The organism is Pseudomonas sp. PVC-3-1, from assembly GCF_057444315.1.
The window spans coordinates 2,450,524-2,477,398 of record NZ_CM172023.1 but is presented as its reverse complement, the minus strand read 5'-3'; the positions used below and the strand labels follow the sequence as shown (position 1 = coordinate 2,477,398).

Annotated in this window: 27 protein-coding genes; 5 read left to right on the top strand and 22 right to left on the bottom strand. The window is 64.1% G+C overall.

Features of this window, described 5'->3' with window-relative positions:
• Nucleotides 1-2: 2 nt before the first annotated feature.
• Both AC2T4A_RS11540 and AC2T4A_RS11535 read right to left on the bottom strand, forming a co-directional pair.
• On the bottom strand, nucleotides 3-2,114 hold the full coding sequence (locus AC2T4A_RS11540) for a TonB-dependent copper receptor (protein WP_486743357.1): 2,112 nt from the start codon (nucleotides 2,112-2,114) through the stop codon (nucleotides 3-5).
• 105 nt (nucleotides 2,115-2,219) lie between these two features.
• Nucleotides 2,220-2,684 carry a DUF2946 domain-containing protein gene (locus AC2T4A_RS11535; protein ID WP_416744534.1) on the bottom strand — a complete coding sequence of 155 codons (465 nt, stop codon included), beginning with the start codon at nucleotides 2,682-2,684 and terminating at the stop codon, nucleotides 2,220-2,222.
• A gap of 400 nt (nucleotides 2,685-3,084) precedes the next feature.
• Here AC2T4A_RS11535 and leuA point away from each other — a divergent pair, with 400 nt between their 5' ends.
• The 4 genes from leuA to AC2T4A_RS11515 all read left to right on the top strand — a co-directional run bounded on the left by leuA (nucleotide 3,085) and on the right by AC2T4A_RS11515 (nucleotide 8,272).
• Entirely contained in the window at nucleotides 3,085-4,755 is a 1,671-nt protein-coding gene (gene leuA / locus AC2T4A_RS11530) for a 2-isopropylmalate synthase (protein ID WP_416744535.1), read from the top strand.
• Nucleotides 4,756-4,837: 82 nt separating this feature from the next.
• Entirely contained in the window at nucleotides 4,838-5,314 is a 477-nt protein-coding gene (locus AC2T4A_RS11525) for a hypothetical protein (RefSeq protein ID WP_486743356.1), read from the top strand.
• A 270-nt stretch (nucleotides 5,315-5,584) separates the two neighbouring features.
• On the top strand, nucleotides 5,585-6,952 hold the full coding sequence (locus AC2T4A_RS11520) for a spinster family MFS transporter (protein ID WP_486743355.1): 1,368 nt from the start codon (nucleotides 5,585-5,587) through the stop codon (nucleotides 6,950-6,952).
• An 81-nt stretch (nucleotides 6,953-7,033) separates the two neighbouring features.
• Nucleotides 7,034-8,272 (top strand): OprD family porin, encoded by a 1,239-nt coding sequence (locus AC2T4A_RS11515; RefSeq protein ID WP_486743354.1) that lies wholly within the window; start codon nucleotides 7,034-7,036, stop codon nucleotides 8,270-8,272.
• 39 nt (nucleotides 8,273-8,311) lie between these two features.
• Here AC2T4A_RS11515 and AC2T4A_RS11510 read toward each other — a convergent pair whose 3' ends face one another.
• Nucleotides 8,312-8,644: a DUF5629 family protein gene (locus AC2T4A_RS11510; RefSeq protein WP_478379671.1), complete on the bottom strand. Its 333-nt coding sequence runs from the start codon at nucleotides 8,642-8,644 to the stop codon at nucleotides 8,312-8,314.
• Between the two features lie 132 nt (nucleotides 8,645-8,776).
• Between AC2T4A_RS11510 and AC2T4A_RS11505 the strand changes: the two genes are divergently transcribed.
• Nucleotides 8,777-9,730, top strand: coding sequence for an aldo/keto reductase (locus AC2T4A_RS11505; RefSeq protein WP_416744540.1), 954 nt, complete (start codon nucleotides 8,777-8,779; stop codon nucleotides 9,728-9,730).
• A gap of 136 nt (nucleotides 9,731-9,866) precedes the next feature.
• Here the strand turns inward: AC2T4A_RS11505 and AC2T4A_RS11500 are convergent, their stop codons facing one another.
• From AC2T4A_RS11500 to iscR, 19 genes are all read right to left on the bottom strand, one after another.
• A complete protein-coding gene (locus AC2T4A_RS11500) occupies nucleotides 9,867-10,661 on the bottom strand; it encodes an amidohydrolase (protein ID WP_486743353.1) in 795 nt (264 codons plus the stop codon).
• Nucleotides 10,649-11,797 (bottom strand): pyridoxal phosphate-dependent aminotransferase, encoded by a 1,149-nt coding sequence (locus AC2T4A_RS11495; RefSeq protein WP_486743352.1) that lies wholly within the window; start codon nucleotides 11,795-11,797, stop codon nucleotides 10,649-10,651. Before AC2T4A_RS11495 ends, AC2T4A_RS11500 begins: the two co-directional genes overlap by 13 nt.
• 81 nt (nucleotides 11,798-11,878) lie before the next feature.
• The gene (der, locus tag AC2T4A_RS11490) at nucleotides 11,879-13,366 is read right to left on the bottom strand and encodes a ribosome biogenesis GTPase Der (protein ID WP_045210518.1); all 1,488 of its coding nucleotides are present in this window, start codon (nucleotides 13,364-13,366) and stop codon (nucleotides 11,879-11,881) included.
• A gap of 82 nt (nucleotides 13,367-13,448) precedes the next feature.
• On the bottom strand, nucleotides 13,449-14,591 hold the full coding sequence (gene bamB, locus AC2T4A_RS11485; protein WP_416744543.1) for an outer membrane protein assembly factor BamB: 1,143 nt from the start codon (nucleotides 14,589-14,591) through the stop codon (nucleotides 13,449-13,451).
• Nucleotide 14,592: 1 nt separating this feature from the next.
• Complete coding sequence (locus AC2T4A_RS11480) at nucleotides 14,593-15,237, bottom strand: YfgM family protein (protein ID WP_138215440.1); 645 nt, start codon at nucleotides 15,235-15,237, stop codon at nucleotides 14,593-14,595.
• A gap of 23 nt (nucleotides 15,238-15,260) precedes the next feature.
• Complete coding sequence (hisS, locus tag AC2T4A_RS11475) at nucleotides 15,261-16,550, bottom strand: histidine--tRNA ligase (protein ID WP_486743351.1); 1,290 nt, start codon at nucleotides 16,548-16,550, stop codon at nucleotides 15,261-15,263.
• Nucleotides 16,551-16,568: 18 nt separating this feature from the next.
• On the bottom strand, nucleotides 16,569-17,681 hold the full coding sequence (ispG, locus tag AC2T4A_RS11470) for a flavodoxin-dependent (E)-4-hydroxy-3-methylbut-2-enyl-diphosphate synthase (protein WP_486743350.1): 1,113 nt from the start codon (nucleotides 17,679-17,681) through the stop codon (nucleotides 16,569-16,571).
• A 1-nt stretch (nucleotide 17,682) separates the two neighbouring features.
• A complete protein-coding gene (locus AC2T4A_RS11465) occupies nucleotides 17,683-18,720 on the bottom strand; it encodes a RodZ domain-containing protein (protein WP_486743349.1) in 1,038 nt (345 codons plus the stop codon).
• A complete protein-coding gene (gene pilW / locus AC2T4A_RS11460) occupies nucleotides 18,717-19,475 on the bottom strand; it encodes a type IV pilus biogenesis/stability protein PilW (protein ID WP_416744546.1) in 759 nt (252 codons plus the stop codon). The genes AC2T4A_RS11465 and pilW overlap by 4 nt, the downstream gene beginning before the upstream one ends.
• Nucleotides 19,476-19,491: 16 nt before the next feature.
• Complete coding sequence (gene rlmN / locus AC2T4A_RS11455; RefSeq protein ID WP_416744547.1) at nucleotides 19,492-20,640, bottom strand: dual-specificity RNA methyltransferase RlmN; 1,149 nt, start codon at nucleotides 20,638-20,640, stop codon at nucleotides 19,492-19,494.
• A gap of 27 nt (nucleotides 20,641-20,667) precedes the next feature.
• Complete coding sequence (ndk, locus tag AC2T4A_RS11450; RefSeq protein ID WP_024762960.1) at nucleotides 20,668-21,099, bottom strand: nucleoside-diphosphate kinase; 432 nt, start codon at nucleotides 21,097-21,099, stop codon at nucleotides 20,668-20,670.
• Between the two features lie 250 nt (nucleotides 21,100-21,349).
• On the bottom strand, nucleotides 21,350-21,550 hold the full coding sequence (gene iscX / locus AC2T4A_RS11445) for a Fe-S cluster assembly protein IscX (protein WP_017522288.1): 201 nt from the start codon (nucleotides 21,548-21,550) through the stop codon (nucleotides 21,350-21,352).
• A 14-nt stretch (nucleotides 21,551-21,564) separates the two neighbouring features.
• On the bottom strand, nucleotides 21,565-21,903 hold the full coding sequence (fdx, locus tag AC2T4A_RS11440) for an ISC system 2Fe-2S type ferredoxin (protein WP_017522289.1): 339 nt from the start codon (nucleotides 21,901-21,903) through the stop codon (nucleotides 21,565-21,567).
• Between the two features lie 6 nt (nucleotides 21,904-21,909).
• Nucleotides 21,910-23,769 carry a Fe-S protein assembly chaperone HscA gene (gene hscA / locus AC2T4A_RS11435; protein WP_486743348.1) on the bottom strand — a complete coding sequence of 620 codons (1,860 nt, stop codon included), beginning with the start codon at nucleotides 23,767-23,769 and terminating at the stop codon, nucleotides 21,910-21,912.
• A gap of 44 nt (nucleotides 23,770-23,813) precedes the next feature.
• Nucleotides 23,814-24,335, bottom strand: coding sequence for a co-chaperone HscB (hscB, locus tag AC2T4A_RS11430; protein WP_416744549.1), 522 nt, complete (start codon nucleotides 24,333-24,335; stop codon nucleotides 23,814-23,816).
• Nucleotides 24,336-24,343: 8 nt separating this feature from the next.
• Nucleotides 24,344-24,667 carry an iron-sulfur cluster assembly protein IscA gene (gene iscA / locus AC2T4A_RS11425; RefSeq protein WP_024762955.1) on the bottom strand — a complete coding sequence of 108 codons (324 nt, stop codon included), beginning with the start codon at nucleotides 24,665-24,667 and terminating at the stop codon, nucleotides 24,344-24,346.
• Between the two features lie 26 nt (nucleotides 24,668-24,693).
• Nucleotides 24,694-25,080, bottom strand: coding sequence for a Fe-S cluster assembly scaffold IscU (gene iscU, locus AC2T4A_RS11420; RefSeq protein ID WP_015478505.1), 387 nt, complete (start codon nucleotides 25,078-25,080; stop codon nucleotides 24,694-24,696).
• 27 nt (nucleotides 25,081-25,107) lie between these two features.
• A complete protein-coding gene (locus AC2T4A_RS11415) occupies nucleotides 25,108-26,322 on the bottom strand; it encodes an IscS subfamily cysteine desulfurase (protein ID WP_081515981.1) in 1,215 nt (404 codons plus the stop codon).
• A gap of 28 nt (nucleotides 26,323-26,350) precedes the next feature.
• A complete protein-coding gene (gene iscR, locus AC2T4A_RS11410; protein WP_088419609.1) occupies nucleotides 26,351-26,845 on the bottom strand; it encodes a Fe-S cluster assembly transcriptional regulator IscR in 495 nt (164 codons plus the stop codon).
• Between the last annotated feature and the right edge of the window lie 30 nt (nucleotides 26,846-26,875).

Below are 26,875 nucleotides of genomic sequence, written 5' to 3'. Positions count from 1 at the left end.
GCTTAAAAGCTGAAGTCCACTTTGGTCCAGAACGTACGTCCCGGCTCGTGGATCGATTCGGGGTCGTTGGCCGGGTAGCCGAAGCCGGCGTTGCCCGCCAGGTTCAGGTGCTCGGCGTAGTCCTTGTCGAACAGGTTGTCGACGCCGGTGCTGACCTTGAGGTTCTTGCTCAGCTTGTACGCGCCGTTGAGCGAGAACACGGCGAAGCCGGGGCTTTCGTCGAAGTCGTAACCAACCACGTTGCCCTGGTTCTCAGCGATCCGGCCCTGGTGCGCAACCACGCGCCAGAGTCCGCCGGCGCTCCAGTCACCGTCCTCGTAGCTCAGGCCGAAACGCGCCTCCAGCGGCGGCATCTGCGGCAGCGCGGTGTCGTCGGTGGTGTTCTTGCCCCAGGCGTAGGCCAGGGTGCCGTCGGCGGTCCAGTTGCCGGTCAGTGCGTAGGCCGCGCCCAGCTCACCGCCCATGATGCGGGCATCGACGTTCCGAGCCTGGGAGGTACGGCCCATCATGCCGCCGGGCATGTAATCGAACAGGATGTAGTCGCGGATCACGCCGACGTAGCCCGACGCCCAGGCCTTGAGCTTCTCGTCCTCGTACTGCGCACCGAAGTCCAACTGGGTGGTCTTCTCCGGCTTGATGCTGTCGAAGGCGTTGACCGAGCCGCTCGGGCCCTTGTCCGGGGAGAACAGCTCCCAGTAGTCGGGGAAGCGCTGCACGTGTCCGAGGCCGACATAGAGCGTGGTCGGCGTATCGGCCAGATCGTGCTCGTAGCGCGCAAAGCCACTGGGCAGGGTGTCGGCGCGGGTGTCATCGGCGGTGGGGTTGGGCATCGCCATCATCCCCGAGCCGGTGCTTTGCCGGTAATCCTTGACCGAAGCGCGGTCCAGGCGCGCGCCGGTGATCACGCGGTCGCGGTCGGCGGCGTACCAGGTCAGCTCGCCGAAGGCGCCGTAGTTGTGGAACACGGCGTCCTTGTCCCACGGCTGCTCGTCATAGGTGTTGATCCCCATGCCGGAGCGTTCGCGGTGTTCATTGGTCTGCGCATCGACCCCGGTGATGAGCTTGAAGTCGTCCCAGCGCCAGGTGGCGGCCAGGCGTCCACCGAGGGTGCGCCGATCAACGTTGGAGGCCATGGGGCCGGCCATCATGCCGGTACCCGAGGGCGTGCGCAGGCTGTAGTTGTCCATCACGTGGTCGGCGTAGTTGTAGTAGACCTGCGCCTCCAGCTTGTCGAGCACCTCGCCGATGTTGGACTTCTCGAAGCGCAGGCCGAGGCTTTCACGCTTGAACTGCGAGCCGTCCATGCCGCGCCCGGCATAACGCGCTTCGCCGTCGCCCTTGCCGGCGGTGAGTTCGACGAAGGTGTCGGCGTCCGGCGTCCAGCCCACGGCCACGTCGCCGTTCCACTTGTTCCAGCGCGAGGGCACGGTATTGCCGCTGCCGTCTTCGTAGTCATCGGACTGCGACTTGTTGCCGGTGACCCGCACATACCCCAGCGGCCCGCCAGCAGCGGCATCCAGCACGCGGTCGAAGCGGCCGTTGGAGCCGGCGACGATGCTGCCATTGACGCGGGTTCCCAGCTCGCCGAAGCGCTCGGGTTCACGGTCGAAGCGGATGGTCCCGGCCGATGCACCGGGGCCCCAGATCACGGTCTCCGGGCCCTTGACCACAGTGAGCTTGTCGAAGGTTTCCGGCGATATATAAGAGGTGGGCGCGTCCATCCGCGCCGGGCAGGCGCCGAGCATGGTAGTGCCGTTGGTGAGGATGTTCAGGCGCGAGCCGAACATGCCGCGCAGTACGGGATCGCCATTGGTGCCGCCGTTGCGGATGGCGGAGAAACCGGGAATGGTCTTTAGGTAGTCAGCACCATCGCTGGCGGGGATCGGCTGGCGCGGCTGCTTGGGGTCGGTGACGATGGTCAGCGGCGAACTCTGCGCCACGGCGGTGATGACGCTGGGCGACAGTTCGGTAACCGACGCATTGGTGGCGTGCGCCGAGCGATCTTCTTCCTCGGCCAGCACAGGGACGGCAGTGAAACCGCCAAGGGCGGTCAGCGCGCACAGGGCGCGCAGGCCGACGGCAGTGTGCCGACGGCGCAGGGGCATGCGGGTCATTCCATGAATTCCATGATCGGTGATGACGCCCGCTCCACGCGTACTCGCACGGCGCGCAAGCGAATGCAGGCATCCGCGCCGGGGTCGGGGAGTCGGGATTGCGGGTCAGCCGATCAGGAACGGAGGAGCGCGGGAGCGGGCGCCGGGGAAGACCGGCGAGGCAGGAATGCGGGAGGCAGTGAACAGTGCAACCGGTGCGCCGACGGCGGGGACACCGTGGTCGAGCACTACCGGCGGCGGCGTCAGCGGCGGGCTGTGGATCAGCAGGCTGCAGTAGCCGCACTTCTCCATGAAGGCGTCGGCGGTGAGCGGTTGCTCGCCATGGGAATCCGGTGCGGCGTGATGGCCTGCGGCGCGTTGGCCGTCGGAGCAGGCCATGTCGTCCATGCCGGCCATGTCGTGGGACATTTCATGGGCCGGCGCCTTGCCATGCTCCATCGGCATGACGTGATCCATGGGCATGGCGTGATCCATCGGCATCGACTGGGAAACCAGCGGGCCGACATAGATCATCAGCATGGCGAACAACGCCAGCCAGGTGCCTACGCCTTGTCGAGTACGACGGATCACGAAATGTCCTTGCGGATGGAAGGTACCCGCCTCAGACGGGTGCGCAATGATCGCATGGAGTTACAAAGCTCCGCTGCGGCAAGTAGACGCAGAATCAGTTAAGCACAGCGTTAAGCACTAGGAAAAATTGCTAAAAACCACTCATCACAACAATTAATCATCATGAAATACCCAGCAGAGACTTTTTCTACCAAATTTCCCCAAATGCTTGCCATAGCTCTCTCAGGCCATTAGCTTGGCACTCATGAAAACCGCACACACCCTCATCCTGCTTCGCCAACACGCCTGCCTGCGTCTGGTCAGCCCGCGACTGCGTAGCTGAGCCCCCCCTCCCCCGGTTTCGCCTCATTTCGTTTTATTTGCGCAGGCCCGCAGGCCGCAGAGAACAAGGATTCCGCTCATGAGCATGTTGAAAGACCCGTCGAAGAAATACCGCGCCTTCACCCAGATCACCCTGCCCGACCGCACCTGGCCGGACAAGATCATCGACAAGGCGCCGATCTGGCTGTCCACCGACCTGCGCGACGGTAACCAGTCCCTGATCGAGCCGATGGACGCGGAGAAGAAGATGCGCTTCTTCAAGTGCCTGGTTCAGGTCGGCCTGAAGGAAATCGAAGTGGGCTTCCCGTCCGCCTCGCAGACTGACTTCGACTTCGTTCGCGAGCTGATCGAGGGCGGCCACATTCCCGATGACGTCACCATCCAGGTGCTGACCCAGGCCCGCGACGACCTCATCGAGCGCACCTTCGAGTCCCTCAAGGGCGCGAAGAAGGCCATCGTCCACTACTACAACGCCTGCGCGCCGAGCTTCCGCAAGATTGTCTTCAACCAGGACAAGGCTGGCGTGAAGGCCATCGCCGTGGCCGCTGGCCAGACCATCAAGCGCCTGGCTGAAGCCGCGCCGGAAACCCAGTGGGGCTTCGAGTACTCGCCGGAAGTGTTCAGCTCCACCGAGACCGATTTCGCCGTCGAGGTGTGCAATGCGGTGATCGACGTGTTCCAGCCGACCCCGGCCAACCGCCTGATCCTCAACCTGCCCGCCACTGTCGAGTGCGCCACCCCGAACAACTATGCCGACCAGATCGAGTGGTTCGGCCGCCAGATCAACAAGCGCGACAGTGTGCTGCTCAGTCTGCACACCCACAACGACCGTGGCACCGGCGTGGCCGCTTCGGAACTGGCCCTGATGGCCGGCGCCGACCGCGTCGAAGGCTGCCTGTTCGGCAATGGCGAGCGCACCGGCAACCTGTGCCTGGTGACCATGGCGTTGAACATGTACACCCAGGGCATCGACCCTGAGCTGGACTTCTCCGACATCGACGCCGTGCGCAAGGTGGTGGAAGAGTGCAACCAGATTCCGGTGCACCCGCGTCACCCGTACGTCGGCGACCTGGTCCACACCGCGTTCTCCGGCTCCCACCAGGACGCCATCCGCAAGGGCTTCGCCCAGCAGAAGGAAGACGCCGTGTGGGAAGTCCCGTACCTGCCGATCGACCCGGCGGACATCGGCCGCAGCTACGAGGCGGTGATCCGTGTGAACAGCCAGTCCGGCAAGGGCGGCATCACCTTCCTGCTCGAACAGGAATACGGCATCAGCCTGCCGCGCCGCATGCAGATCGAATTCAGCCAGGTGGTACAGAACGAGACCGACCGTCTTGGCCTGGAAATGACCGCCGAGCAGATCTACACCCTGCTGCAGACCGAGTACCTGCAGGCCGTTTCCCCGTTCGGCCTGAAGAACTACCGCCTGCAGGAAGAAAACGGCGTCTGCGCCATCGACATCGACGTGACCCACAAGGGCGAGCAGCACCGCTGGCACGGCAAGGGCAAGGGCACCCTGGAAGCCCTGGTCGCTTCGCTGCCGGTGGACGTCGAGATCATGGACTACAACGAGCACGCCATCGGCGCCGGCACCAACGCCCGCGCGGCCGCCTACATCGAGCTGCGTGTCGAGGGTGGTCGTTCGCTGCACGGTATCGGCATCGATGAAAACATCACCACCGCGAGCTTCCGTGCGCTGTTCAGTGCGCTGAACCGTGCGGTGACGCTGGGCCACGCGAAAGCCGCGTAAGCCTGGTCTACGCTGGTCAAAAAGGAAGTCCCTTTGCCCCGGACGCTTCGTGCGTCCGGGGCTGTTTTCATGGAGTGAGAACATGACTGACACCCAGCAGAAAAATCCCTTCCAGACGCCCGCGTCACCCCTTCACGACCTGCCCTCTGTCGTCACAGGCGCCTCTCTCTACAAGATCAGTGCAGTCGGTATTGCAACCTTCTTTGGCCTGCCCGTTGCCGGAGCCTGGGTCATCACGCAGAACCTCAAGCAACTCGGCCGGCCGCAGGAAGCGAGAAATATCTGGCTTACCGGCATCGGGCTGACCGTGGCCATATTCGTCATCGGCCAACTTCTACCCGACAACATATCCGGCATGCCAATGGCAATAGCCACGCTGTTCGTTATGGTCGGGCTTGCCAGGCAGCGCTACGAACCCGCACTCAGGGAGCATGCCGCTGCCGCTGGCAAGTTCGCGTCGAACTGGCGCGCCTTCGGCGTCAGCCTTTTGTTCCTGATCGGCGTCCTGGCGGTGATTTTTGTCGGTGCTGTCATCCTTTCCCTGCTCGGTTTGATCTGATCCGCCCCGCGACGACCTCTAAAGATTCCCCCTAGTTCCCTAGGGGGCAGTCTCCGCAATGCTGGTACTCGCCCCGATTACCCCCGCCTGCCCCCTTCCCTAGTCTTGCGTGCACTGCCGTAAAGCGGCAGGCAATCAAAAAACCGTGTCACGCAATCAGACACCTACGGCCGCCCCTGCCTTGCGTACAGAGGCGCCCGGTTACCTACAACAACAACGAGCTCGACGTGCTTGGCCATCTGCCTTCACCCGCTTCAGGAGCCAGTAACCGTGAACCCGCAATCCCACTCGAAATCCGTCTTCACTCCGCGTTATTCCTGGTATGTCGTCGTGCTGTGCATGGTGGCGTACATCTTTTCCTTCGTTGACCGGCAGATCCTTTCGCTGATGATCGAGCCGATCAAGGCCGACCTGCAGATCACCGATACCCAGTTCAGCCTGCTCAGCGGGCTGGCCTTCTCGCTGTTCTACGCTTTCATGGGTCTGCCCATCGCCTATCTCGCCGACCGCTCCTCGCGGGTCAGGATCATCGCCATCGGCGTAGCGTTCTGGAGCATCGCCACCGCCGCGTGCGGGCTGTCGAAGAACTTCCTGCAGATGTTCCTTGCACGCATGAGCGTGGGCGTCGGCGAGGCAGCGCTGACGCCGGCGACCTACTCGATGCTCGCCGACCTGTTCCCCAAGGAAAAACTCGGCCGCGCGCTGGGGCTGTACTCCATGGGCGCGTTTCTCGGCGGCGGCCTGGCCTTCCTCGTTGGCGGCTATGTGATCGAGGCGCTGCGCGACGTGCCGGCCATCGACATGGGCTGGCTGGGCCAGGTGCGCTCCTGGCAGATCGCGTTCTTCATCGTCGGCCTACCCGGCGTGCTGGTGGCGCTGCTGATCGCACTGACCATCCGCGACCCGGCGCGCAAGGAGGCGAACCCGCAGCACAAGGCGACCATCGGCGACGGCCTGCGCTTCCTGCGCCGCCACCGCGCCACCTTCACCTGCCACTACCTGGGCTTCTCCTTCTTCGCCATGTGCCAGTACGCGCTGATGGGCTGGGCGCCGGCCATGTATATCCGCCAGTACGGCCTGACGCCACTGGAGGTCGGCTACATCCTCGGCGGCATCCTGCTGGTGCTCAACACCGCCGGGGTGTTCTGCGCCGGCTGGCTGGTGGACGTGCTGCAGAAGCGCGGGCGCAGCGATGCCGCGATGATCAGCGGCATGCTCGGCGCGGCCTGCACCATCCCCTTCGTCATCGGTGCGGTGACAGCCGGCAGCCTGCAGTTGTCGGTGCTGCTGATGGGCCCGGCGATGTTCTTCTGCGCCTTCTGCATCTCCACCTCGGCAGCCGCCATGCAGGTGCTCACGCCCAATCGCCTGCGCGCGCAGGTGTCGGCGCTGTTCCTGCTGGTCTCCAACCTGATCGGCCTGGGCGTCGGCACCACCCTGGTGGCGCTGCTCACCGACCAGTACTTCAAGGACCCGAAGGCCGTCGGCTCCTCTATCGGCATCATCGTCACCCTCGCCGGGCTGCTCTGCCTGTGGCTGCTGGGCAACGGGCGCAAGCACTTCCGCCGCAGCCTGGGCCAGGAGCAGACAGCCCAGCCTGAAGCCGCACCGCTGGACAGCGCCGCCACCGCGAACTGACCGCGCCCGCCTCGACAAGACGCACATCTGTTCGCCGGCGTGACGATCCGCCCCCCGGCGAACGGCCCCCAGGAGATGACGATGTTCCGTATTCGCTTTGTCGGTGCGCTGCTGTCCAGCGCGCTGATGCCCCTCTGCGCCCAGGCCGACCTGATCGACGACAGCCGCCTGGACACCACCCTGCGCAACTTCTACATGCTGCGCGACTACCGCCAGGACAACGCCCCGCAATCCCAGGCCGGCAGCTGGTCCCAGGCGGTGCTGGCGCGCTTCAGCTCCGGCTTCAGCGAAGGCACCATTGGCGTCGGCGTGGACTTCACCGGCTTCTACGCCCTGAAGCTCGACGGCGGCGCCGGCACCAGCAACGACAGCAACCTGCCCTATGACCGCACGACCGGCGAGCCGGTGGATGACTTCAGCCGTGGCGGCGCCACGCTCAAGCTGCGTTATTCAAAGACCACGCTGAAAGTCGGCCTGCTGGAGCCACGCCTGCCGGTGATCTTCCAGGATGACGTGCGCGTGCTGCCGCAGACTTTCCAGGGCGTGATGCTCGAGTCGAAGGAGTCGGATCGCTTCAAGTTCACTGCCGCACAGCTGTGGAATACCAGCACCCGCGCCTCCAGTGACCGCGAAGCGTTCTACCTAGCCACCCGTCCCGCCAGCCAGGACAGCAACAAGCTGAACCTGGGCGGTGTCGATGCGCAGTGGACGCCTGGCTTGTCCACCAGCTACTACTTCGCCCAGCTCGAGGATATCTACGACCAGCACTACGTCGGCGCCAACTTCAAGCAGCCGCTGGGCGAGAACACCGCTCTGCTCGGCACCCTGAGCTACTTCCACAACGAGGAGTCCGGGCAGGCGCTGTCCGGGCGCATCGACAACCGCGCCTATGGCGCACGGCTCGGTGTGAAGCACGGCAGCCACACGCTTTCGGCCACCTATCAGCGGATGTTGGGCGAAGACATGTTTCCCATGCTGTTGGGCAACACGCCACAACCCTACCTGGTCAACTGGGTCACCAACGGCGGCTTCTTCTGGGCGCAGGAGCGCTCCTACCAGCTGCGTTACGACTACGACTTCGCCAGCCTCGGCCTGCCGGGCCTGACCCTGATGACGCGCTACACCAAGGGCACCGATATCTCGCGACCGGGCAAGAGCGATGGCCATGAGTACGAGCGCGATACCGACGTGGGCTACACCATCCAGAACGGGCCGCTGAAGACGCTGTCGTTCCTCATGCGCACTTCCACGGTCCGCAGCAGCTATGCCAGCGACTACGACGAGGTGCGCTTCATCACCAGCTATCCGCTGGCTTTCTGAACCCGGAAATGAAGAAGGCCCCTCTCGGGGCCTTCGTTTCTATTCGTCGTCGCCACTGGCGGTGACGGCGCCCAGACAGCAGAGGCGATGTTGCTTGTCCCCTGCCTGCAGCAGCCAGGTCTCGTCTTCGGCCTGGTAGCTGGCTTCCATAACCTGGTTGTAGCTGAAGCGCCATTCGCGGCGGTCGCGGCCGTCGAGGGATTCGATCTGCAGCACCACGTCCTCGCTGGCGAAGGGCTTGTCCGCATGGGCGGCAGCGTCGGCCTGGTCCAGCAATGCCTCGTTGAGCTCGAACTGCCAGGCATGCAGACCGTCGATCAACAGCATGTCGGCGGTTTCCAGCTGATCCAGCAGGTAGGGAGTCGTGGTCATGTTCGGCACTCGGCAAATGGGCTGGCCGCCATGATAGACCAGCTGGCCTCTGGCTGCCGGTCATTCGCCCCGGCGAAGGGATGGGCGGCGTCTACACTGAGGGTTCCCGCGCAGCCACAGGAGCCAAAACAGATGCGTACACGCGAACTCGGCCAATCGGGCCTGAAGATTCCCGCCCTGGTATTTGGCGGCAACGTGTTTGGCTGGGCCGCCGACGAGGCGACCTCGTTCCGTCTATTGGATGCGCTTGTGGACGCCGGGCTCAACTGCATCGACACCGCCGACGTCTATTCGCGCTGGGTGCCCGGCCACGAGGGCGGCGAGTCGGAAATCCTGATCGGCAAATGGCTGAAGAAGACCGGCAAGCGCAACCAGGTGCAGATCGCCACCAAGGTCGGCATGGACATGGGCAACGGCCACAAGGGCCTGTCGGCGGTGTACATCGAGCAGGCGCTGGGGCGTTCGCTCAAGCGCCTGCAGACCGACTACATCGACCTCTACCAGTCCCATTGCGATGACCCGCACACCTCGATGGAGGAGACCATGGGCGCCTTTGCCGAAGCGATCGAGATCGGCAAGGTGCGGGTGATCGGCGCCTCGAACCTGGAGGCCAAGCGCCTGCGCGAAGCGCGCGAGGTGTGCGAGCGTCTGAAGCTGCCGAACTACCAGAGCCTGCAGCCCAACTACAACCTGTATGACCGCGCCAACTACGAAACCAACCTTGAGCCCACGGTGCAGCAGCTGGGGTTGGGCGTCATCAGCTTCTATTCGCTGGCGGCGGGCTTCCTCACCGGCAAGTACCGCAGCGAAGCGGACCTGGGCAAGAGCAGCGTGCGCGGCTACAAGGTGAAGAACTTCATGAACGAGCGCGGCTTCGCCATCCTCGATGCACTGGAGGAAGTGGCCGGCGAACTGAACGCTACGCCGACCCAGGTCGCACTCGCCTGGCTGATGGCCCGCCCGAGCGTCACCGCGCCGATAGCCAGCGCATCGAAGCTGGAGCAGTTGCCGGACCTGATCGCGGCGGTCGACCTGAAGCTCAGTGACGAGGCGATCCAGCGGTTGAATACCGCCAGCGCGTATTGAAGGACGGGCCGACCTGTAGGAGCGAGCTTGCTCGCGAACGCTTCAACGCTTGATCTGGGCGGTTCGCGAGCAAGCTCGCTCCTACAAAAGCATCAGCCTTTCGTAGGAGCGGACTCCGTCCGCGATTGGCATCCAATTAAAACTGGATATCGAACCGATCTGCATCCAGGTTCGCCGGGAAGCGTTCCCGGTAAGCCGTCAGCTCCGCCGCGCTCAAGGCTATCTGGAAGACGCCATCGGCATTCCCGGCGGCCAGCAGATTGTCTCCCTGGAAATCCAGCACCTGGCTGTCGCCGGAATAGGCGTGGCCCTTGCCGTCTTCACCGACCCGGTTGACTGCCGCGACGTAGCACAGGTTCTCGATAGCCCGCGCCGGCAACAGCCGATTCCAGTGTTGGCGGCGCGCGGCCGGCCAGTTGGCGGTGTAGAGCAGCAGGTCAGTGTCCTGGGCATCTCGGCTCCACACCGGGAAGCGCAGGTCGTAGCAGACCAGCGGGCGAATCCGCCAGCCCTTCCAATCCAGCAGCACCTGCTGCTCCCCTGGCGTGTAGTGCTTGTGCTCGCCGGCCATGCGGAACAGATGGCGCTTGTCGTAGTGCTGCACTTCGCCATCCGGGCGCGCCCAGAGCAGGCGGTTGCGATGGCTGCCGTCAGCGGCGCGGATGATCACGCTGCCGCAGACTACGGCGTCCAGCTTCGCCGCCTGTTCGCGCAGCCAGACGTAGGTCTCGCCCTCCTCCGCTTCGGCCAGCGCTTCGGAGTCCATGGAGAAGCCGGTGGTGAACATCTCCGGCAGGATCACCAAGTCTGCGCCACGGGCGCTTTCCAGCAGCGCGTCGAAGCGCTCACGGTTGGCCTTGGCGTCGTGCCAGACCAGGGTGGTCTGCACGAGAGCAAGCTTGAGGTCTGGCAGTTGGCTCAGATCGCGCATAGTCGTTCCGCTGCCTGGCGCAGCGTCTCCTCTTTCTTGGCGAAGCAGAAGCGCACCAGGCGCATGTCCGCCGGTGCCTGCTGGTAGAACACCGAGACCGGAATGGCAGCCACGCCGTGCTCGCGGGTCAGCCATTCGGACATGGCGACGTCATCGAGGTCCGGGCGTATCGCCGAGTAATCGACCACCTGGAAGTAGGTGCCGGCGGCGCGCTGGAAGGTGAAGCGCGAGCCGTCCAGCAGGTCGCAGAACAGGTCGCGTTTGGCCTGGTAGAAACCCGGCAGCTCGCGCAGGTGCTCGGGATGCGCGGCCATGAAGTCAGCCAGCGCCCACTGCAGCGGGGTCACGCCGCAGAAGTTCACGTACTGGTGGATCTTGCGCATTTCCGCCGACAGCGCCGGCGGTGCCACCACGTAGCCGGTCTTCCAGCCAGTGACGTGGTAGGTCTTGCCGAAGGAACTGATGACAAAGGCGCGCGGGTACAGCTCGTCATGGGCCAGCACGCTGGCATGCTGCACGCCGTCATAGATCAGGTGCTCGTAGACCTCATCGCTGATCACGTAGATCTCGCGGTCGCGGATCAGCTCGGCCAGGCGATCCAGGTCGGCACGGTCGATCAGTGCGCCGCTGGGGTTGTGCGGACTGTTGAGGAAGATCAGGCGGGTGCGCGGGGTGATGGCATCGGCCAGGCGTTGCCAGTCGATGCGGAAGTCCGCCTGGCTCAGTGCGACGTGCACACAGCGGCCACCGGCCAGTTCCACCGAAGGCTCGTAGCTGTCGTAGCAGGGATCGAGGACGATGGCTTCATCGCCGGCGCGGATCAGCGCCTGTACGGCACAGAAGATCCCTTCCGTCGCTCCGGGAACGATGGTCACCTCGGTGTCGGCGCTGACGCTACGCCCATACAGGCTGGCGACCTTTAGCGCTACCTGTTCGCGCAGCGCCGGCAGGCCGGTCATCGGGCTGTACTGGTTGTGCCCGGCCATGACGTGGCGGGCGACCGCTTCGAGCAGCGGCGCGGGGCCGGGGAAGTCCGGGAAGCCCTGGGAGAGATTCAGCGCCCCGCTTTCGGCGGCGAGCTGGGACATGCGGGTGAAGATAGTGGTGCCGACATTCGGCAGTTTGCTGGTAAGCATGGCGTGACTACAGGCTGCAGGCGATGAGAGGGAAGTCTCTACTCTATCGCCTGCGGCTTGCGGTCTAAAGCCTGACAGACGTTATTTACGTTTGTCCTTCTTCTTCTTCTCCGCCTTCTTGTGGTGCGACATCAGACGGCGCTTCTTGTTGACCTGGCGATCGGTGAGCTGGGTCTTCTTGCCCTCGAACGGGTTGTCACCGCCCTTGTACTCGATGCGGATCGGCGTGCCGACCAGCTTCAGCACGCGGCGGAAGGTCTTCTCCAGGTAGCGGGTATAGGCCTTGGGCACCGCGTCCACCTGGTTGCCGTGGATCACGATCAGCGGCGGGTTGGCACCGCCCAGGTGCGCATAGCGCAGCTTGATACGGCGGCCGTTGACCATCGGCGGCTGGTGGACCTGGATGGCGTCCTCGAGGATCTGCGTGAGCTTGCTGGTGGGCCAGCGGGTCACGGCGGAACGGAAGGAATCCTGTACCGACTTGTACAGGTGGCCAACGCCGGTGCCGTGCAGCGCGGAGATGAAGTGGATGTCGGCGAAGTCGGCGAACATCAGCCGGCGCTCGAGCTCGGTCTTCACGTAGTCGCGCTCGGCCGATTCCATGCCGTCCCACTTGTTCAGCGCGATGACCAGCGCACGGCCGGTCTCCAGCACGAAGCCAAGCAGGTTGAGGTCGTGTTCGACCACGCCTTCGCGGGCGTCCATGACGAAGATGACCACGTTGGCGTCCTGGATCGCCTGCAGGGTCTTCACCACGGAGAACTTTTCCACCGCTTCGAAGATCTTGCCGCGGCGGCGCACGCCGGCAGTGTCGATCAGGGTGTACTTCTCTTCGTTGCGCTCGAAGGGGATGTAGATACTGTCGCGGGTGGTGCCCGCCTGGTCGTACACGATCACCCGTTCTTCACCGAGCATGCGGTTGACCAGGGTGGACTTGCCAACGTTCGGGCGGCCGATGATGGCGATCTTGATGCCATCCTTCTCGCTCGGGCCGGGGATGCGCTTGGCTTCCTCGCCCTCGGCGACTTCTTCCAGCTCGCTGGGCAGGTCGTTGTCTTCCGGCGCTTCCGGCTCGGGGGCGAACATCTCGCCCAGGGCTTCCTGGAGCATCTGGGTGATACCACGGCCATGGGCGGCGGCGATCGGGATCGCATGCCCCAGGGCCAACGGGCTGAACTCGGCGCGGGCGATGTCCGGATCGACGGTGTCGACCTTGTTCGCCACCAGGTAGGTGCGCTTGTTCTTCTTGCGCAGGTGCTCGCCGATCATCTCGTCGGCGGCGGTGAGGCCGGCGCGGGAATCGACCATGAACAGGACGGCGTCGGCCTCTTCGATGGCCTGCAGCGACTGCTCGGCCATCTTGGCGTCGATACCCTCTTCGTCACCGGAGATACCACCGGTATCGATGACGATGAATTTCTTGCCCTGCCACTTGGCCTCGCCGTACTGGCGGTCTCGGGTCAGACCTGCGTACTCGGCGACGATGGCGTCACGGGTGCGGGTCAGGCGGTTGAACAGGGTGGACTTGCCGACGTTCGGGCGGCCCACCAGGGCTATTACGGGAACCATGCGGCTCTCCAGGAATTTGAATTTCAGAAAACACGACGGCCGCTGCCGTTTTTCACGGCAGCGGCCGGCAGTAACACTCAGCTTAGCGGAGCGTGTAGGCGACCAGCTTGCCGCTGTTGCCGAACACGTACATCCAGCTGCCGACTACCAGCGGGCGAACCCGCACGCCGTCACCGTCGACCTTCTCGCGGCCAACGAAACGACCGTCCACCTGGCTGAGCAGGTGCACATAACCTTCCAGGTCACCGACCACCACGTTGCTCGACAGCACGGCGGGAGCGGACAGCTGGCGGCGAGCCAGTGCGTCGTTGCTCCACAGCGAGGACGAACCACGGGAGTCGAGGCTTTCCACGGTGCCGCTGGCCTGGCTGATGAACACGCTGCCAGTGCCTTCGGCGACGCCGACGTAGCTGGAAGCCTCACGCTGCCAGAGTACGCGGCCGGTACCCAGGTCCAGCGCCGCGGTACGGCCCTGGTAGCTGGCGACATAGAGAACGTTGTCGACCAGCAGCAGGCCACCGTCGATATCGACCACGCGGTCCAGCTCGGAACGGCCTTGCGGGACGGCAACGCGCTGCTCCCAGACCGGCAGGCCACGCTCCACATCCACGGCGACGACCTTGCCGCTGGCCAGACCCGCCAGGGCCAGGCGGCCGGCGATCAACGGAGCGCCGGTGCCACGCAGGGTCAGCACCGGTACGGTGCCTTCGTAGATCCAGCGCTGGTTGCCGGTGGAGGCGTCAAAGCCGATCAGCTTGTCGTCCTGGGTCTGCACCACCACCACGTCACCGTTGGTGGCCGGGGCAGCCAGCACTTCGCTGGTGACCTTGGCGCGCCATTTCTGCTCGCCCGAACCGGAATCCAGGGCGATCACGTCACCACGCAGGGTGCCCAGCAGGACCATGCCGTTGCCCACGCCGACGGCGCCGGAAATCGGCAGATCGAGGTCTTTCTTCCAGAGCACTTCGCCGGTTTCGCGCTGCATGGCCATGACGCGGCCTTCGGCAGACGCGGCGTAGATGGTCTGGCCATCCACGGCGGGTTCGAGCAGGTTGTACAGGTCGCCCTGGCCATCACCGACCGAACGGCTCCACTGTTTCTCCAGGCGAACCTCTTCCTTGAAATCGGTCAGTTCGGCCGGCGGCAGTTCTTTCTTGCTATTGCTGCTGCAACCCACAGCCATCAGGGTCAGTGCCAGCAGTGCAACGTGTTTCCAACGCAACATCTCAGGCGTCTCCCTTGGCCAGGTCGTCGAGTTTCATCTGCAGGGCGCCGACAGCGGCGTCTTCGGGCAGGGCTGCCTTGGCCTTTTCGTAGGCAACGCGGGCGTCGTCATTGCGCTTGAGCTGCAGCAGCAGGTCGCCGCGCAGTTCTTCGCGGGTGGCAACGTAGGCTTTGTCGACGTTGCCGTCGAGCAGCTTCAGGCCGTCCTCGGCCTTGCCCTGGGCAGCCAGGACACGGGCCAGGCGCTGACGGGCCAGCTCGCCCAGGGTGGCGTCAACCGGCTTGTCGACCACGGCCTTCAGCTCAAGGACCGCGTCATCCAGCTTGCCGCTGTCCACCGCGACCTTGGCGACGAACAGGCGGCCGTACTGGGCGTACGGAGTGCCGGCGAAGTCGGTATTCAGCTTGCCAGCGAGCTCGGCGACCTTGGCGGTGTCAGGCTTGCCGGTCGGGTTCAGCGCGGTTTCCAGCAGGGCCTGGTAAATGATGGAGGCGCCCTGGGACTGGTTGTTCTGGTACTTTTTCCAGGCCTGCCAGCCGAACACCACGATCAGCGCCAGAGCGGCGCCGGTCAGCAGGGGCATGCCGTTACGCTGCCACCAGTCCTTGATGTCAGCGATCTGTTCTTCTTCGGTACGGTTACTCACCCCAATACTCCTATCCGCTCGATTCAGGCCTGCTTGAGGCAGGCAGCCAGGTGCTCGGGCAGAGCATCCCAGGCGATATTCTGTTGTTCGCCCTCGCCACGCAGGGGCTTGAAACCTACCACGCGGTTGGCCAGTTCGTCGTCACCCAGAATCATTGCGAACTGTGCGCCGCTCTTGTCGGCCTTTTTGAACTGACTCTTGAAGCTGCCAGCGCCGGCATTGACCAGCAGGCGCAGGCCCGGAATGGCTTCACGCAGCTTTTCCGCCAGGGTCAGCGCGGCCAGCTCCGCCGGCTCGCCGAAGGCGCAGACGTAGAGATCGGCCGGGCGGCTCAGCGCAGCCGGGACTAAGCCCAGGGTCTCCAGCAGCAGCACCAGGCGCTCCACGCCCATGGCGAAGCCCACGCCAGGAGTCGGCTTGCCGCCGAACTGGCTGACCAGGCCATCGTAGCGGCCCCCGCCGCAGACGGTGCCCTGGGCACCGAGCTTGTCGGTGACCCATTCGAAAGCGGTGCGGCAGTAGTAATCCAGGCCGCGCACCAGCTTCTGGTTGATTTCATAGCGCAGGCCGACCGCGTCCAGGCGAGCCTTCAGGCCCTCGAAGTGGGCGATCGACTCTTCATCCAGGTAGTCATGCAGGCTCGGCGCACCGACCAGCAGGGCCTGGGTGCTCTCCACCTTGCTGTCGAGGATGCGCAGCGGGTTGGTGGTCATGCGACGCTGGCTGTCTTCGTCTAGCTGATCGAAGCGCTCCTGCAGGTAGGCCACCAGGTCCTCGCGGAAACGCGCGCGCGCTTCGCTGGAACCCAGGGTGTTCAGCTGCAGGGTCACGGCGTCGGCCATGCCCAGCTTCTGCCACAGGCGCCAGGTGAGGATGATCAGCTCGGCGTCGATGTCCGGGCCGGGCAGGTTGAAGACTTCCACGCCAATCTGGTGAAACTGGCGATAGCGGCCTTTCTGCGGCTTCTCGTAGCGGAACATCGGGCCGGTGTACCAGAGCTTCTGCACCTGGCCGCCACCGGAAAGACCGTGTTCGAGCACGGCGCGCACGCAACCGGCAGTACCTTCCGGACGCATGGTCAGGGATTCGCCGTTGCGGTCGAGGAAGGTGTACATCTCCTTGTCGACCACGTCGGTGCCTTCACCGATGCCGCGGGCGAAGAGTTCGGTGAATTCCAGGATCGGCATGCGGATCTCGCTGTAGCCATAGGCGTCCAGCAGATCGGCGAAGGTGCGCTCCAGGTAGCGCCAGGCCGGGGTCTGGTCCGGCAGGATGTCGTTCATGCCACGGATGGCTTGCAGGGACTTGCTCACTTAGGATCCTTGTTGCGGTCAGCCGCGCACGATCAGTGCGGCGTCGGCCTCGGCCTTCTCGGCCGCTTTTTCGCGGATCAGCCGTTCCAGCTCATCCACCAGGTTATCGTTCTGCAGCTTCTGCGCCGGTTTGCCGTCGATGTAGATCAGGTTGCTCGGTGTACCGCCGGTCAGACCGATGTGAGCTTCCTTGGCCTCGCCCGGACCGTTGACCACGCAACCGATCACGGCGACGTCCAGCGGCACCAGCAGGTCCTCGAGGCGGCCTTCCAGCTCGTTCATGGTTTTCACCACATCGAAGTTCTGCCGCGAACAACTCGGGCAGGCGATGAAGTTGATGCCACGGGAGCGCAGGCGCAGCGACTTAAGGATATCGAAGCCGACCTTGATCTCTTCCACCGGATCGGCAGCGAGAGAAATGCGGATGGTGTCGCCAATGCCTTCGGCGAGCAGCATGCCCAGGCCCACGGCAGACTTCACGGTCCCCGAACGCAGGCCACCGGCTTCGGTGATGCCCAGGTGCAGGGGTTGTTCGATCTCCTTGGCCAGCAGACGGTAGGCGGCGACGGCCATGAACACGTCGGAAGCCTTCACGCTGACCTTGAAGTTCTGGAAGTCCAGGCGCTGCAGGTGGTCGACGTGGCGCATGGCCGATTCCAGCAGGGCCTCGGGGGTGGGCTCACCGTACTTCTTCTGCAGGTCCTTCTCCAGGGAACCGGCATTGACGCCGATACGGATCGGGATGTTCCTGTCACGCGCCGCGTCCACCACGGCCTTCACCCGGTCTTCGCGACCGATGTTGCCGGGGTTGATACGCAGGCAGTCGACGCCCAGTTCGGCCACGCGCAGGGCGATCTTGTAGTCGAAGTGGATATCGGCCACCAGCGGGACTTTCACCTGCTGCTTGATCTTGCCGAACGCCTCGGCGGCGTCCATGTCCGGCACGGAGACGCGGACGATGTCGGCGCCGGCGTCTTCCAGACGACGGATCTGGGCCACGGTGGCGGCCACATCCAGGGTGTCGGTGTTGGTCATGCTCTGCACGGCGATGGGAGCATCCCCACCCACCGGCACGTTACCTACCCAGATCTTGCGGGAAAGGCGACGTTTGATCGGAGACTCGCAATGCATCTTACTGTCCACCCAACTTCAGGCGCGCGGTGCCACCGCGCGCCGGCGTGACTTCGACCGGCTGGCCGTTGTAGCTGACCTGGGCGCCCTGGGCGTAACCCAGGCGCAACTGCACCGGCGCCTTGGCAGCGACTTCCAGCGAGTCACCCTTGCGCTTGAGGCCCTCGAGGACGACCTTGCCATCGGCATCGGTCACCTGGGTCCAGCAATCGGCGCTGAACTGAACCTTGACCACGCCCTGCCCCGCGGCGGCAACCACCGGAGCGGCGGGCGCCTCGGTCGGAGTCACCGGGTCAACCGGAGCGGCCGCGCTGGCCGCAGCGGCGGGCGGCTGTGCAGCCGGTGGCTGGCCCGGGATCGCCGGAACCTGAACCGGAGCGGTTTCGGCAGCAGCCGGCACGCCCGGAGCGGCCGGAGCCGGCGCGGTCGACGGAGCGGCTTCGGCGGGTGCCTCGGCGCTGCCGTTATCGCCGACCGGTTCGTTCGGAACCGCCGGAGTATTGGCCTGATCCTCGGCGACAGCCTGGTCTTCCGGCTCGTCGAGGGTGTGGATCTCGGTGGTGCCGTCGGCGCTCTCGACCTCGACGTGCTCCATGTTCAGGCTACCGGTCTCGGCCGGGCGCGCGGAGCGCTCCTGCCACCAGAAGTAGCCGAAGCCGATCAGCACGGCCAGCAGCGCCAGGCTGAACAGGCGCAGCAGGTTGCGCGACAGGCGAACGGGCTCGACCACGCGGCCGAGCGCCTGGACGTTGCTGCCGGTGGCGTCGGTGCCGGTGTACTGGTCGAAGGCGGTGACCATCTGGGCCTGGTCCATGCCCAGCAGCTTGGCGTAGGCGCGGATGTAGCCACGGGCGAAGGTATGACCGGGCAACTGATCGAAGGAACCTTGCTCCAGCGAACGCAGGGCGTTCTCGGTCAGGTTCAACTGGCCGGCGACCTGAGCGGTGCTCCAGCCCTTGTTCTCACGCGCCTGGCGCAGGGTTTCGCCAGGGTTGGCGCGGGTCGTGCCGATGACATCGGGCTGCGACGTATTCATCATTTATCCGCCTGGTATGCCTGGTATTCAGGAGAAGCGGGATACAGGCGCTTGAGTTGCAGCCCGTAGCTGGCAGCGGTATCCCGGTCGTCGTAGATCTTTGCCAGTCGAATCCCCAGCAGCAGGCTGCGCGCAGTCTGCGGGCCCCGCTTGAGGTATTCCTCGTAGAACGCGCGAGCGGGTACGTACTCGCGATCCTGGTAGTTCAGGTCGGCCAATTCGATCAGAGCGCCCGTCGAGTTGCGATTCAGGCGAATGGCCTTCTCGAAGAACTCCTTGGCCTCGGCACGCTTGTTCAGCTTCATGCTGACCAGGCCGAGGTTCTCGAAGATGCGCGAGCGCTCGGAATAGAGTCCGTCTTCGGTGGCCTTCATGTAGGTGTCGTAGGCTTCCTGGTAGCGCTTCTGCTCGAACAGGAAGCCCGCATAGTTGTTCAGGATGCGCGCATCACCGGAGCGCGAAGACAGCGCCTTGCGGAACTCGCTCTCGGCGAGCTTGGGCTCCTTTTCCACCTGATAGACCACCGCCAGAGCGGCGTGGGCGTCGGCACTGGAGGAATCGATGTCCAGGGCCTGGCGCAGCGGCACCTTGGCCTGTTCGGTGTTGCCCATCTGCAGGTAACCGATACCGAGCTGGATGAAGGCATCGCGTGCCTCATCCCGGCCCTTTTCGGTTTTCAGAGGATCCTGTTTACCAGTCGTCACGCAACCCGTCAGCACGGTTGCCAACAGTAAGCACAGCGCGGCGCGCAGGGTCATCGGATTCCTCCCTAGTTCAGTTTCGATTGGCGTTGGTCGGAGCCTGTTCGGCATCCGCGGCCAGCTGTCGTACGGCGATATAGCGTTCGCTGCGGCGGGTGCGGTCCATCACCTGCCCCACCAGCTGACCACAGGCAGCATCGATATCGTCGCCGCGTGTGGTACGAACGGTCACGTTGAAGCCGCTCTTGTGCAGCATGTCCTGGAAACGGCGAATGGCATTGTTGCTTGGCCGCTCGTAGCCGGAATGCGGGAACGGATTAAACGGAATCAGGTTGATCTTGCAAGGGAAATCCTTGAGCAGTGCGATCAATTGCTCAGCATGCTCGGGCTGGTCGTTGACGCCGGCCAGCAGGGTGTACTCGATCGTCAGCACGCGCTCCTTGCCCAGGCGCGTGATGTAGCGGTAGCAGGAGTCGAGCAGCATCTCGAGCGGGTACTTCTTGTTGATCGGTACCAGCTTGTTGCGCAGTTCGTCGTTGGGTGCGTGCAGCGACAGGGCCAGGGACACGTCGGTCACCTCGGCGAGCTTGTCGATCATCGGCACCACGCCTGAGGTGGACAGGGTCACCTTGCGCTTGGAAATGCCGTAGCCGAGGTCTTCCATCATGATGCTCATGGCGGTCACGACGTTGTCGAAGTTCAGCAGCGGCTCGCCCATGCCCATCATCACCACGTTGGTGATGGCACGGTCGATCTTGCCCGGGATGGTCCCGAACGATTGGTTGGCGATCCACACCTGGCCGATGATCTCGGCGGAGGTCAGGTCGCTGTTGAAGCCTTGCTTGCCGGTGGAGCAGAAACTGCAGTCCAGCGCGCAACCGGCCTGGGACGACACGCACAGGGTGCCGCGGCCGCCCTGCGGGATGTACACGGTCTCGACGCAACTGCCCGAGGCCACGCGCACCACCCACTTGCGGGTACCGTCAGCGGAAATATCCTGGCTGACGATCTCCGGCGGACGAATTTCGGCAACGGCCTCGAGCTTTTCGCGCAAGGCCTTGCCGACGTTCGTCATGGCGCTGAATTCGACAGCGCCAAAGTGGTGAATCCATTGCATCACCTGGCCGGCGCGGAAGCGCTTTTCACCGATGGACTCGAAGAATTCCTCGAGCTGGGGCTTGGTCATGCCCAGCAGGTTGGCCTTTACAGCGGTATCAGTCATGGATTCACCCTCGCTCATTCGCCTGGATTAGCGAATGCGCTCGCACACCTCGGTGCTGGAGAAGAAGTAAGCGATTTCGCGGGCAGCCGAAGCTTCCGAGTCGGAACCGTGTACGGCGTTCTCGTCGATGGAAACGGCGAAGTCGGCGCGGATGGTGCCGGCGTCGGCTTTCTTCGGATCGGTAGCGCCCATCAGTTCACGGTTGCGCAGGATGGCATCTTCGCCTTCCAGAACCTGAACAACGACCGGACCGGAGGTCATGAAGGAAACCAGGTCCTTGAAGAAGGGACGCTCTTTGTGCTCGGCGTAGAAACCGCCAGCTTCGCGCTCGGACAGCTGAACCATCTTGGAAGCGACAACGCGCAGGCCGGCTTTCTCGAAGCGGGTCAGGATTTCGCCGATGACGTTCTTGGAAACAGCGTCGGGCTTGATGATGGAGAAGGTACGTTGCAGGGCCATGGAAATAACTCCGAAAAGCAAGGTTGGTAATGCCAAGAAGCCCCTGGCGTGGCCAGGAGCTCCTGCGATTCTAGGGTTTGCCGCGCGCCGCGCCCGATGGGTGGCGACCGCGAAGCCGGCCCGACTGCGACAGGGCCGGCGGCTGGAAAATCTCCCCGAGGGAATTTTCGACAGCTCACCTAAAGATAAAACCCGCGAATTATACGCGGGTTCATGACAAATGGGTACGCGGCTCTGGTGAGCCGCGCCCTCAGTCGGCTTCTTCGATCCAGGCAGCCTGAATGGCCTCCAGGACCTTTTCCCCGCCGCGGGAAGGATCGTCGCTGAACTCCGGCAATGCCAGCACCCAGCGGTGCAGATCGACGAAGTTCACGTAACGCGGATCGACGTCCGGCTTGGATTCGGCCAGTTGGATGGCGATTTCGAGCACATCAACCCATTTCAGACTCATGTGGACGCTCCGCTTCAGTGACCTTCGGACACCTGGTTGATGGTGTACTTCGGAATTTCCACTACCAGGTCCGTCTCGCCGACCACCGCCTGGCAGGACAGGCGCGAATCCGGCTCGAGGCCCCAGGCCTTGTCCAGCATGTCGTCTTCCAGCTCGTCGGAGGCCTCCATCGAGTTGAAGCCTTCGCGCACGATCACGTGGCAGGTGGTGCAGGCACACGACATCTCGCAAGCGTGCTCGATCTCGATGCCGTTGCGCAGCGCCGCCTTCATGATGGTTTCGCCCGGCTGGGCTTCGATCACCGCGCCTTCAGGGCAGTGCTCGGCGTGGGGCAGAAAGACAATCTGCGGCATCTTCGCTTATTCCTCGATTTCGTTGAGCCGGCGACCGGCCAGTGCGGCTTTGACGGTGGCGTCCATACGGCGCGCGGCAAAGGCGTCGGTCAGCTGGGACAGACGCTTGATCTGTAGTTCGATGGCAGTGGCATCGCTGCCGGTAGCCAGCTCGCGCAGCGAATCCATCCCGGCATCGATGACCAGGCGCTCGTCGGCATCCAGCAGGCGCTCGCCATCGGCGTCCAACGCGGACTGCACGGCCTCCAGCAGGCGCTGGGCCTCGACCTGCTGCTCGCGCAGAGCGCGGGCGGCCATGTCGTCGCCGGCGTACTGGAAGGAGTCCTGCAGCATGCGGGCGATTTCGCCGTCAGTCAGGCCGTAGGACGGCTTGACCTGGATGCTCGCCTCGACACCAGAGGACAGCTCGCGGGCGGACACGCCCAGCAGGCCATCAGCATCGACCTGGAAGCTGACGCGGATCTTCGCCGCGCCCGCCACCATCGGCGGAATGCCCCGCAGCTCGAAGCGCGCCAGGGACCGGCAGTCCTTGACCAGCTCACGTTCGCCTTGCAGCACATGAATCATCATGGCCGTCTGGCCATCCTTGTAGGTGGTGAACTCCTGGGCGCGCGCCACCGGGATGGTGGTATTGCGCGGAATCACCTTCTCCATCAGCCCGCCCATTGTTTCCAGGCCGAGCGACAGGGGAATCACATCCAGCAGCAGCAGCTCTTCGCCGCGCTTGTTGCCGGCCAGGGCATCAGCCTGGATGGCGGCGCCGATGGCGACCACCTGATCCGGGTCGATATCAGTCAGCGGCTCGCGACCGAACAGCTCACCTACCAGCTCACGAACGCGCGGCACGCGAGTGGAGCCACCGACCATGACCACAGCGCTGACTTCTTCCAGCTCGACACCGGAATCACGCACGGCGCGACGGCAGGACTTGAGGCTGCGCTGGATCAGCGGATCGATCAGGGCCTCGAGCTGGGCACGGGAAAGCTCGCCAGTCCACCCGTCATGAGCAACGGAAACGACGTCGCTATCGGTCAGAGCCTCTTTCGCCGCGCAGGCAGTCTGCAACAGGCGGCGCTGGGTACCCGGGTCGAGGTCGACCGAGATACCCGCCTGCTCGATGATCCAGCCGGCGATGGCATGATCGAAGTCGTCGCCGCCCAGGGCGGTATCGCCACCAGTGGCCAGGACTTCGAAGACACCGCGGGTCAGGCGCAGGATCGAGATATCGAAAGTGCCGCCACCCAGGTCATAGATGGCGACCAGGCCCTCGGCATTCTTGTCCAGACCATAGGCGACAGCGGCGGCAGTCGGCTCGTTGAGCAGGCGCAGCACATGCAGGCCAGCCAGACGCGCGGCGTCCTTGGTGGCTTGGCGCTGGGCGTCGTCAAAATAGGCAGGGACGGTGATCACCGCACCGACGAGCTCGCCACCCAAGGTGGATTCGGCGCGCTGACGCAGGACACGGAGGATTTCAGCCGAGACTTCCACCGGGCTCTTGGCGCCCTGGACGGTCTCGATGAAGGGCATGTGCGACTCGCCCTGAGTGAAGCGGTACGGCAGTTGGCCGCCCAGTTGCTTCACGTCTTCCAGGCCGCGGCCCATGAAGCGCTTGACCGAGATGATGGAGTTGAGTGGATCCTGCGCGGCAGTAGCGCGAACGCTCTCCCCCACTTCGATGCGATCAGCGAGATAACGCACCGCCGACGGCAGGATCACTTCGCCGCGATCGTCCGGCAGCGGAGCCGCGACGCCGCTGCGCACGGCAGCGACGAGGGAATTCGTGGTGCCCAGGTCGATCCCCACGGCCAGACGACGCTGGTGTGGCTGGGGGCTTTGTCCGGGCTCGGCGATCTGCAGTAAGGCCATGCGGTATCTAATCAGGCTATCGGGCGCGGCGTGGGCCGCGCGGATTAATCGTCGAGTCGCTCTTCCAGCTGCCGCACTTCCTGCGCCAGCTTGTCGAGGAACTGCATGCGACGCACAAGGCGCTCGGCCAGATCGCGGCGGGCGGCGTCATCCCAGCACTCGGCGAAATCCGCCTCGAGCTGCTGCTGGGCGGACTTCAGCTGACGCTTGAACTGCGCCACGCCGTCGAGATCAGCACTGTCCTGCAGGTCTTCCAGGTCCTCCCGCAGCTGCATCTGCTGCAGAAGAAACTCCGGGTCCTGCACCGTGGCTTCCAGCGGCAGAGCATCGCCGCGCAGGGCCAGCAGGTACAGGGCACGACGCGGAACGCTCTTCAGCGTCTGGTAGGCATCGTTGAGTTCAGCGGCCTTGGCCTGCGCCAGTCTCTGCTCGCGCTCGGAAGCATCGGCGAAACGGTCCGGATGGACGGTTCGCACCAGCTCACGGTAGCGATTGCCGAGGGCTTCCAGATCGATCCGGAAGCCCGGCTGCAGGTCGAACAGCGCGAAGTGACAGGGACTACCCACACCCAGCCTCAGACGTTGAAGCTTTCGCCGCAGCCACACTCACCGCGTACGTTCGGGTTGTTGAACTTGAAGCCCTCGTTGAGGCCTTCCTTGGTGAAGTCCAACTCCGTGCCGTCGAGGTAAACCAGGCTTTTCGGGTCGATGATGACCTTCACACCGTGGCTCTCGAAGACCTCGTCCTCGGCCGCCAGTTCGTCGACGAACTCCAGCACGTAGGCAAGGCCCGAACAACCGGTGGTACGCACGCCAAGACGAATACCTTCGCCCTTGCCGCGCCCTTCGAGGGAGCGGCGAACGTGATTGGCGGCGGCTTCGGTCATGCTGATGGCCATGGGAACTCCTTACTCAACGGATCGCTTCAGAGCAGACCTTTCTTCTGCTTGTAGTCGCGTACGGCCGCCTTGATGGCGTCCTCGGCGAGTACCGAGCAGTGGATCTTCACCGGCGGCAGGGCCAGTTCTTCGGCGATGGTGGTGTTCTTGATGGATTCGGCTTCGTCCAGGGTCTTGCCCTTCATCCACTCGGTGGCGAGGGAACTGGAGGCGATGGCCGAGCCGCAACCGTAGGTCTTGAACTTGGCGTCTTCGATGACACCCTGCTCGTTGACCTTGATCTGCAGGCGCATTACGTCGCCGCAGGCCGGCGCGCCGACCATGCCGGTGCCGACGTCCGGATCTTCGGCGTTGAGCTTGCCGACGTTGCGCGGGTTTTCGTAGTGGTCGATGACCTTGTCACTGTAAGCCATGGCTAATCCTCACTTCTACGGGGCGGGTCAGTGGGCCTGCCATTCGACCTTGGACAGGTCGACACCCTCTTTGAACATATCCCACAGCGGCGAGAGTTCACGCAGCTTGGAAACGGCTTCCACCACCTTCTTGGCGGCGTAATCGACCTCTTCTTCAGTGGTGAAGCGGCCGAAGCTGAAACGGATGGAGCTGTGCGCCAGTTCGTCGTTGCGACCCAGGGCGCGGAGCACGTAGGACGGCTCCAGCGAAGCCGAGGTGCAGGCGGAACCGGACGAAACGGCCAGGTCCTTGAGCGACATCATCAGCGACTCGCCTTCGACGTAGTTGAAGCTGACGTTGAGGATGTTCGGCGCGTAGGAAGTGGGGCTGCCATTGAGGTACAGCTCTTCCAGGTCCTGCACCTGATCGAAGAAGCGCTTGCGCAGGCCTTCGATGCGAGCCATTTCCTGGTGCATTTCTTCCTTGGCGATGCGGAAGGCTTCGCCCATGCCGACGATCTGGTGAGTCGCCAGGGTGCCCGAACGCATGCCGCGCTCATGGCCGCCACCGTGCATCTGGGCTTCCAGACGAACGCGCGGCTTGCGGCGCACGTACAGCGCGCCCATGCCTTTGGGGCCGTAGACCTTGTGGGCGGAGAAGGACATCAGGTCGACCTTGAGTTTCTCCAGGTCGATGTCGACTTTACCGGCGGACTGGGCGGCGTCGACGTGCAGCAGGATGCCGCGCGAGCGGGTCAGCTCGCCGATGGCGGCGATGTCGTTGATGCTGCCGACTTCGTTGTTCACGTGCATGACCGAGACCAGGATGGTGTCGTCACGCAGGGCGGCCTCGACCATCGCCGGGGTGATGATGCCCTCGGGGGTCGGCTCCAGGTAGGTCACTTCGAAGCCTTCGCGCTCCAGCTGGCGGCAGGTATCCAGGACCGCCTTGTGCTCGATCTTCGAGGTGATGATGTGCTTGCCCTTGGTCGCGTAGAAGTGCGCGACGCCCTTGACGGCGAGGTTGTCGGACTCGGTAGCACCGGACGTCCAGACGATCTCGCGAGGGTCGGCATTGACCAGCTCAGCGACCTGGCGACGGGCGTTCTCAGCCGCTTCCTCGGCCTTCCAGCCGAAGAGGTGGGAACGCGAAGCCGGGTTGCCAAAGTTGCCGTCAACCAGCAGGCAGTCGGCCATTTTCTGAGCGACACGCGGATCCACCGGGGTGGTGGCGGAGTAGTCGAGGTAAATCGGCAATCTCATCAGGTAACTCCTACAGGCGGGCGTTCGCTCAATCGATGGCGGACGCTTCAATCTTGTCGAGGCGCAGCGGCTTACTGCCCGAGCAGCGACGCTCGTCCTGGCGCTGGGCGACCTCTTGAACTTCGCGGCGCTCGACCAGGTCGGCCAGGCTGATGCCACTGAGGAACTCGTGAATCTGCTGGCTGAGGTCGCACCACAAGTGGTGGGTCAGGCAGGTATCGCCGGAGTGGCAGTCGCCCTGCCCCTGACAGCGGGTGGCGTCGACCGACTCGTTGACTGCATCGATCACCTGGGCGACGTGGATGCCCGTCATGTCGCGGGACAGCTGATAGCCGCCGCCCGGACCGCGCACGCTGACCACCAGGTTGCCACGGCGCAACTTGGCGAACAGCTGTTCCAGGTAGGACAGGGAGATACCCTGGCGCTCGGAGATATCGGCGAGAGAAACCGGGCCACGCTGGGCGTGCAACGCCAGATCGAGCATGGCGGTGACGGCATAGCGGCCTTTGGTGGTCAATCGCATGGGGAAATCCGGAAGAATCGCTGGTATGGC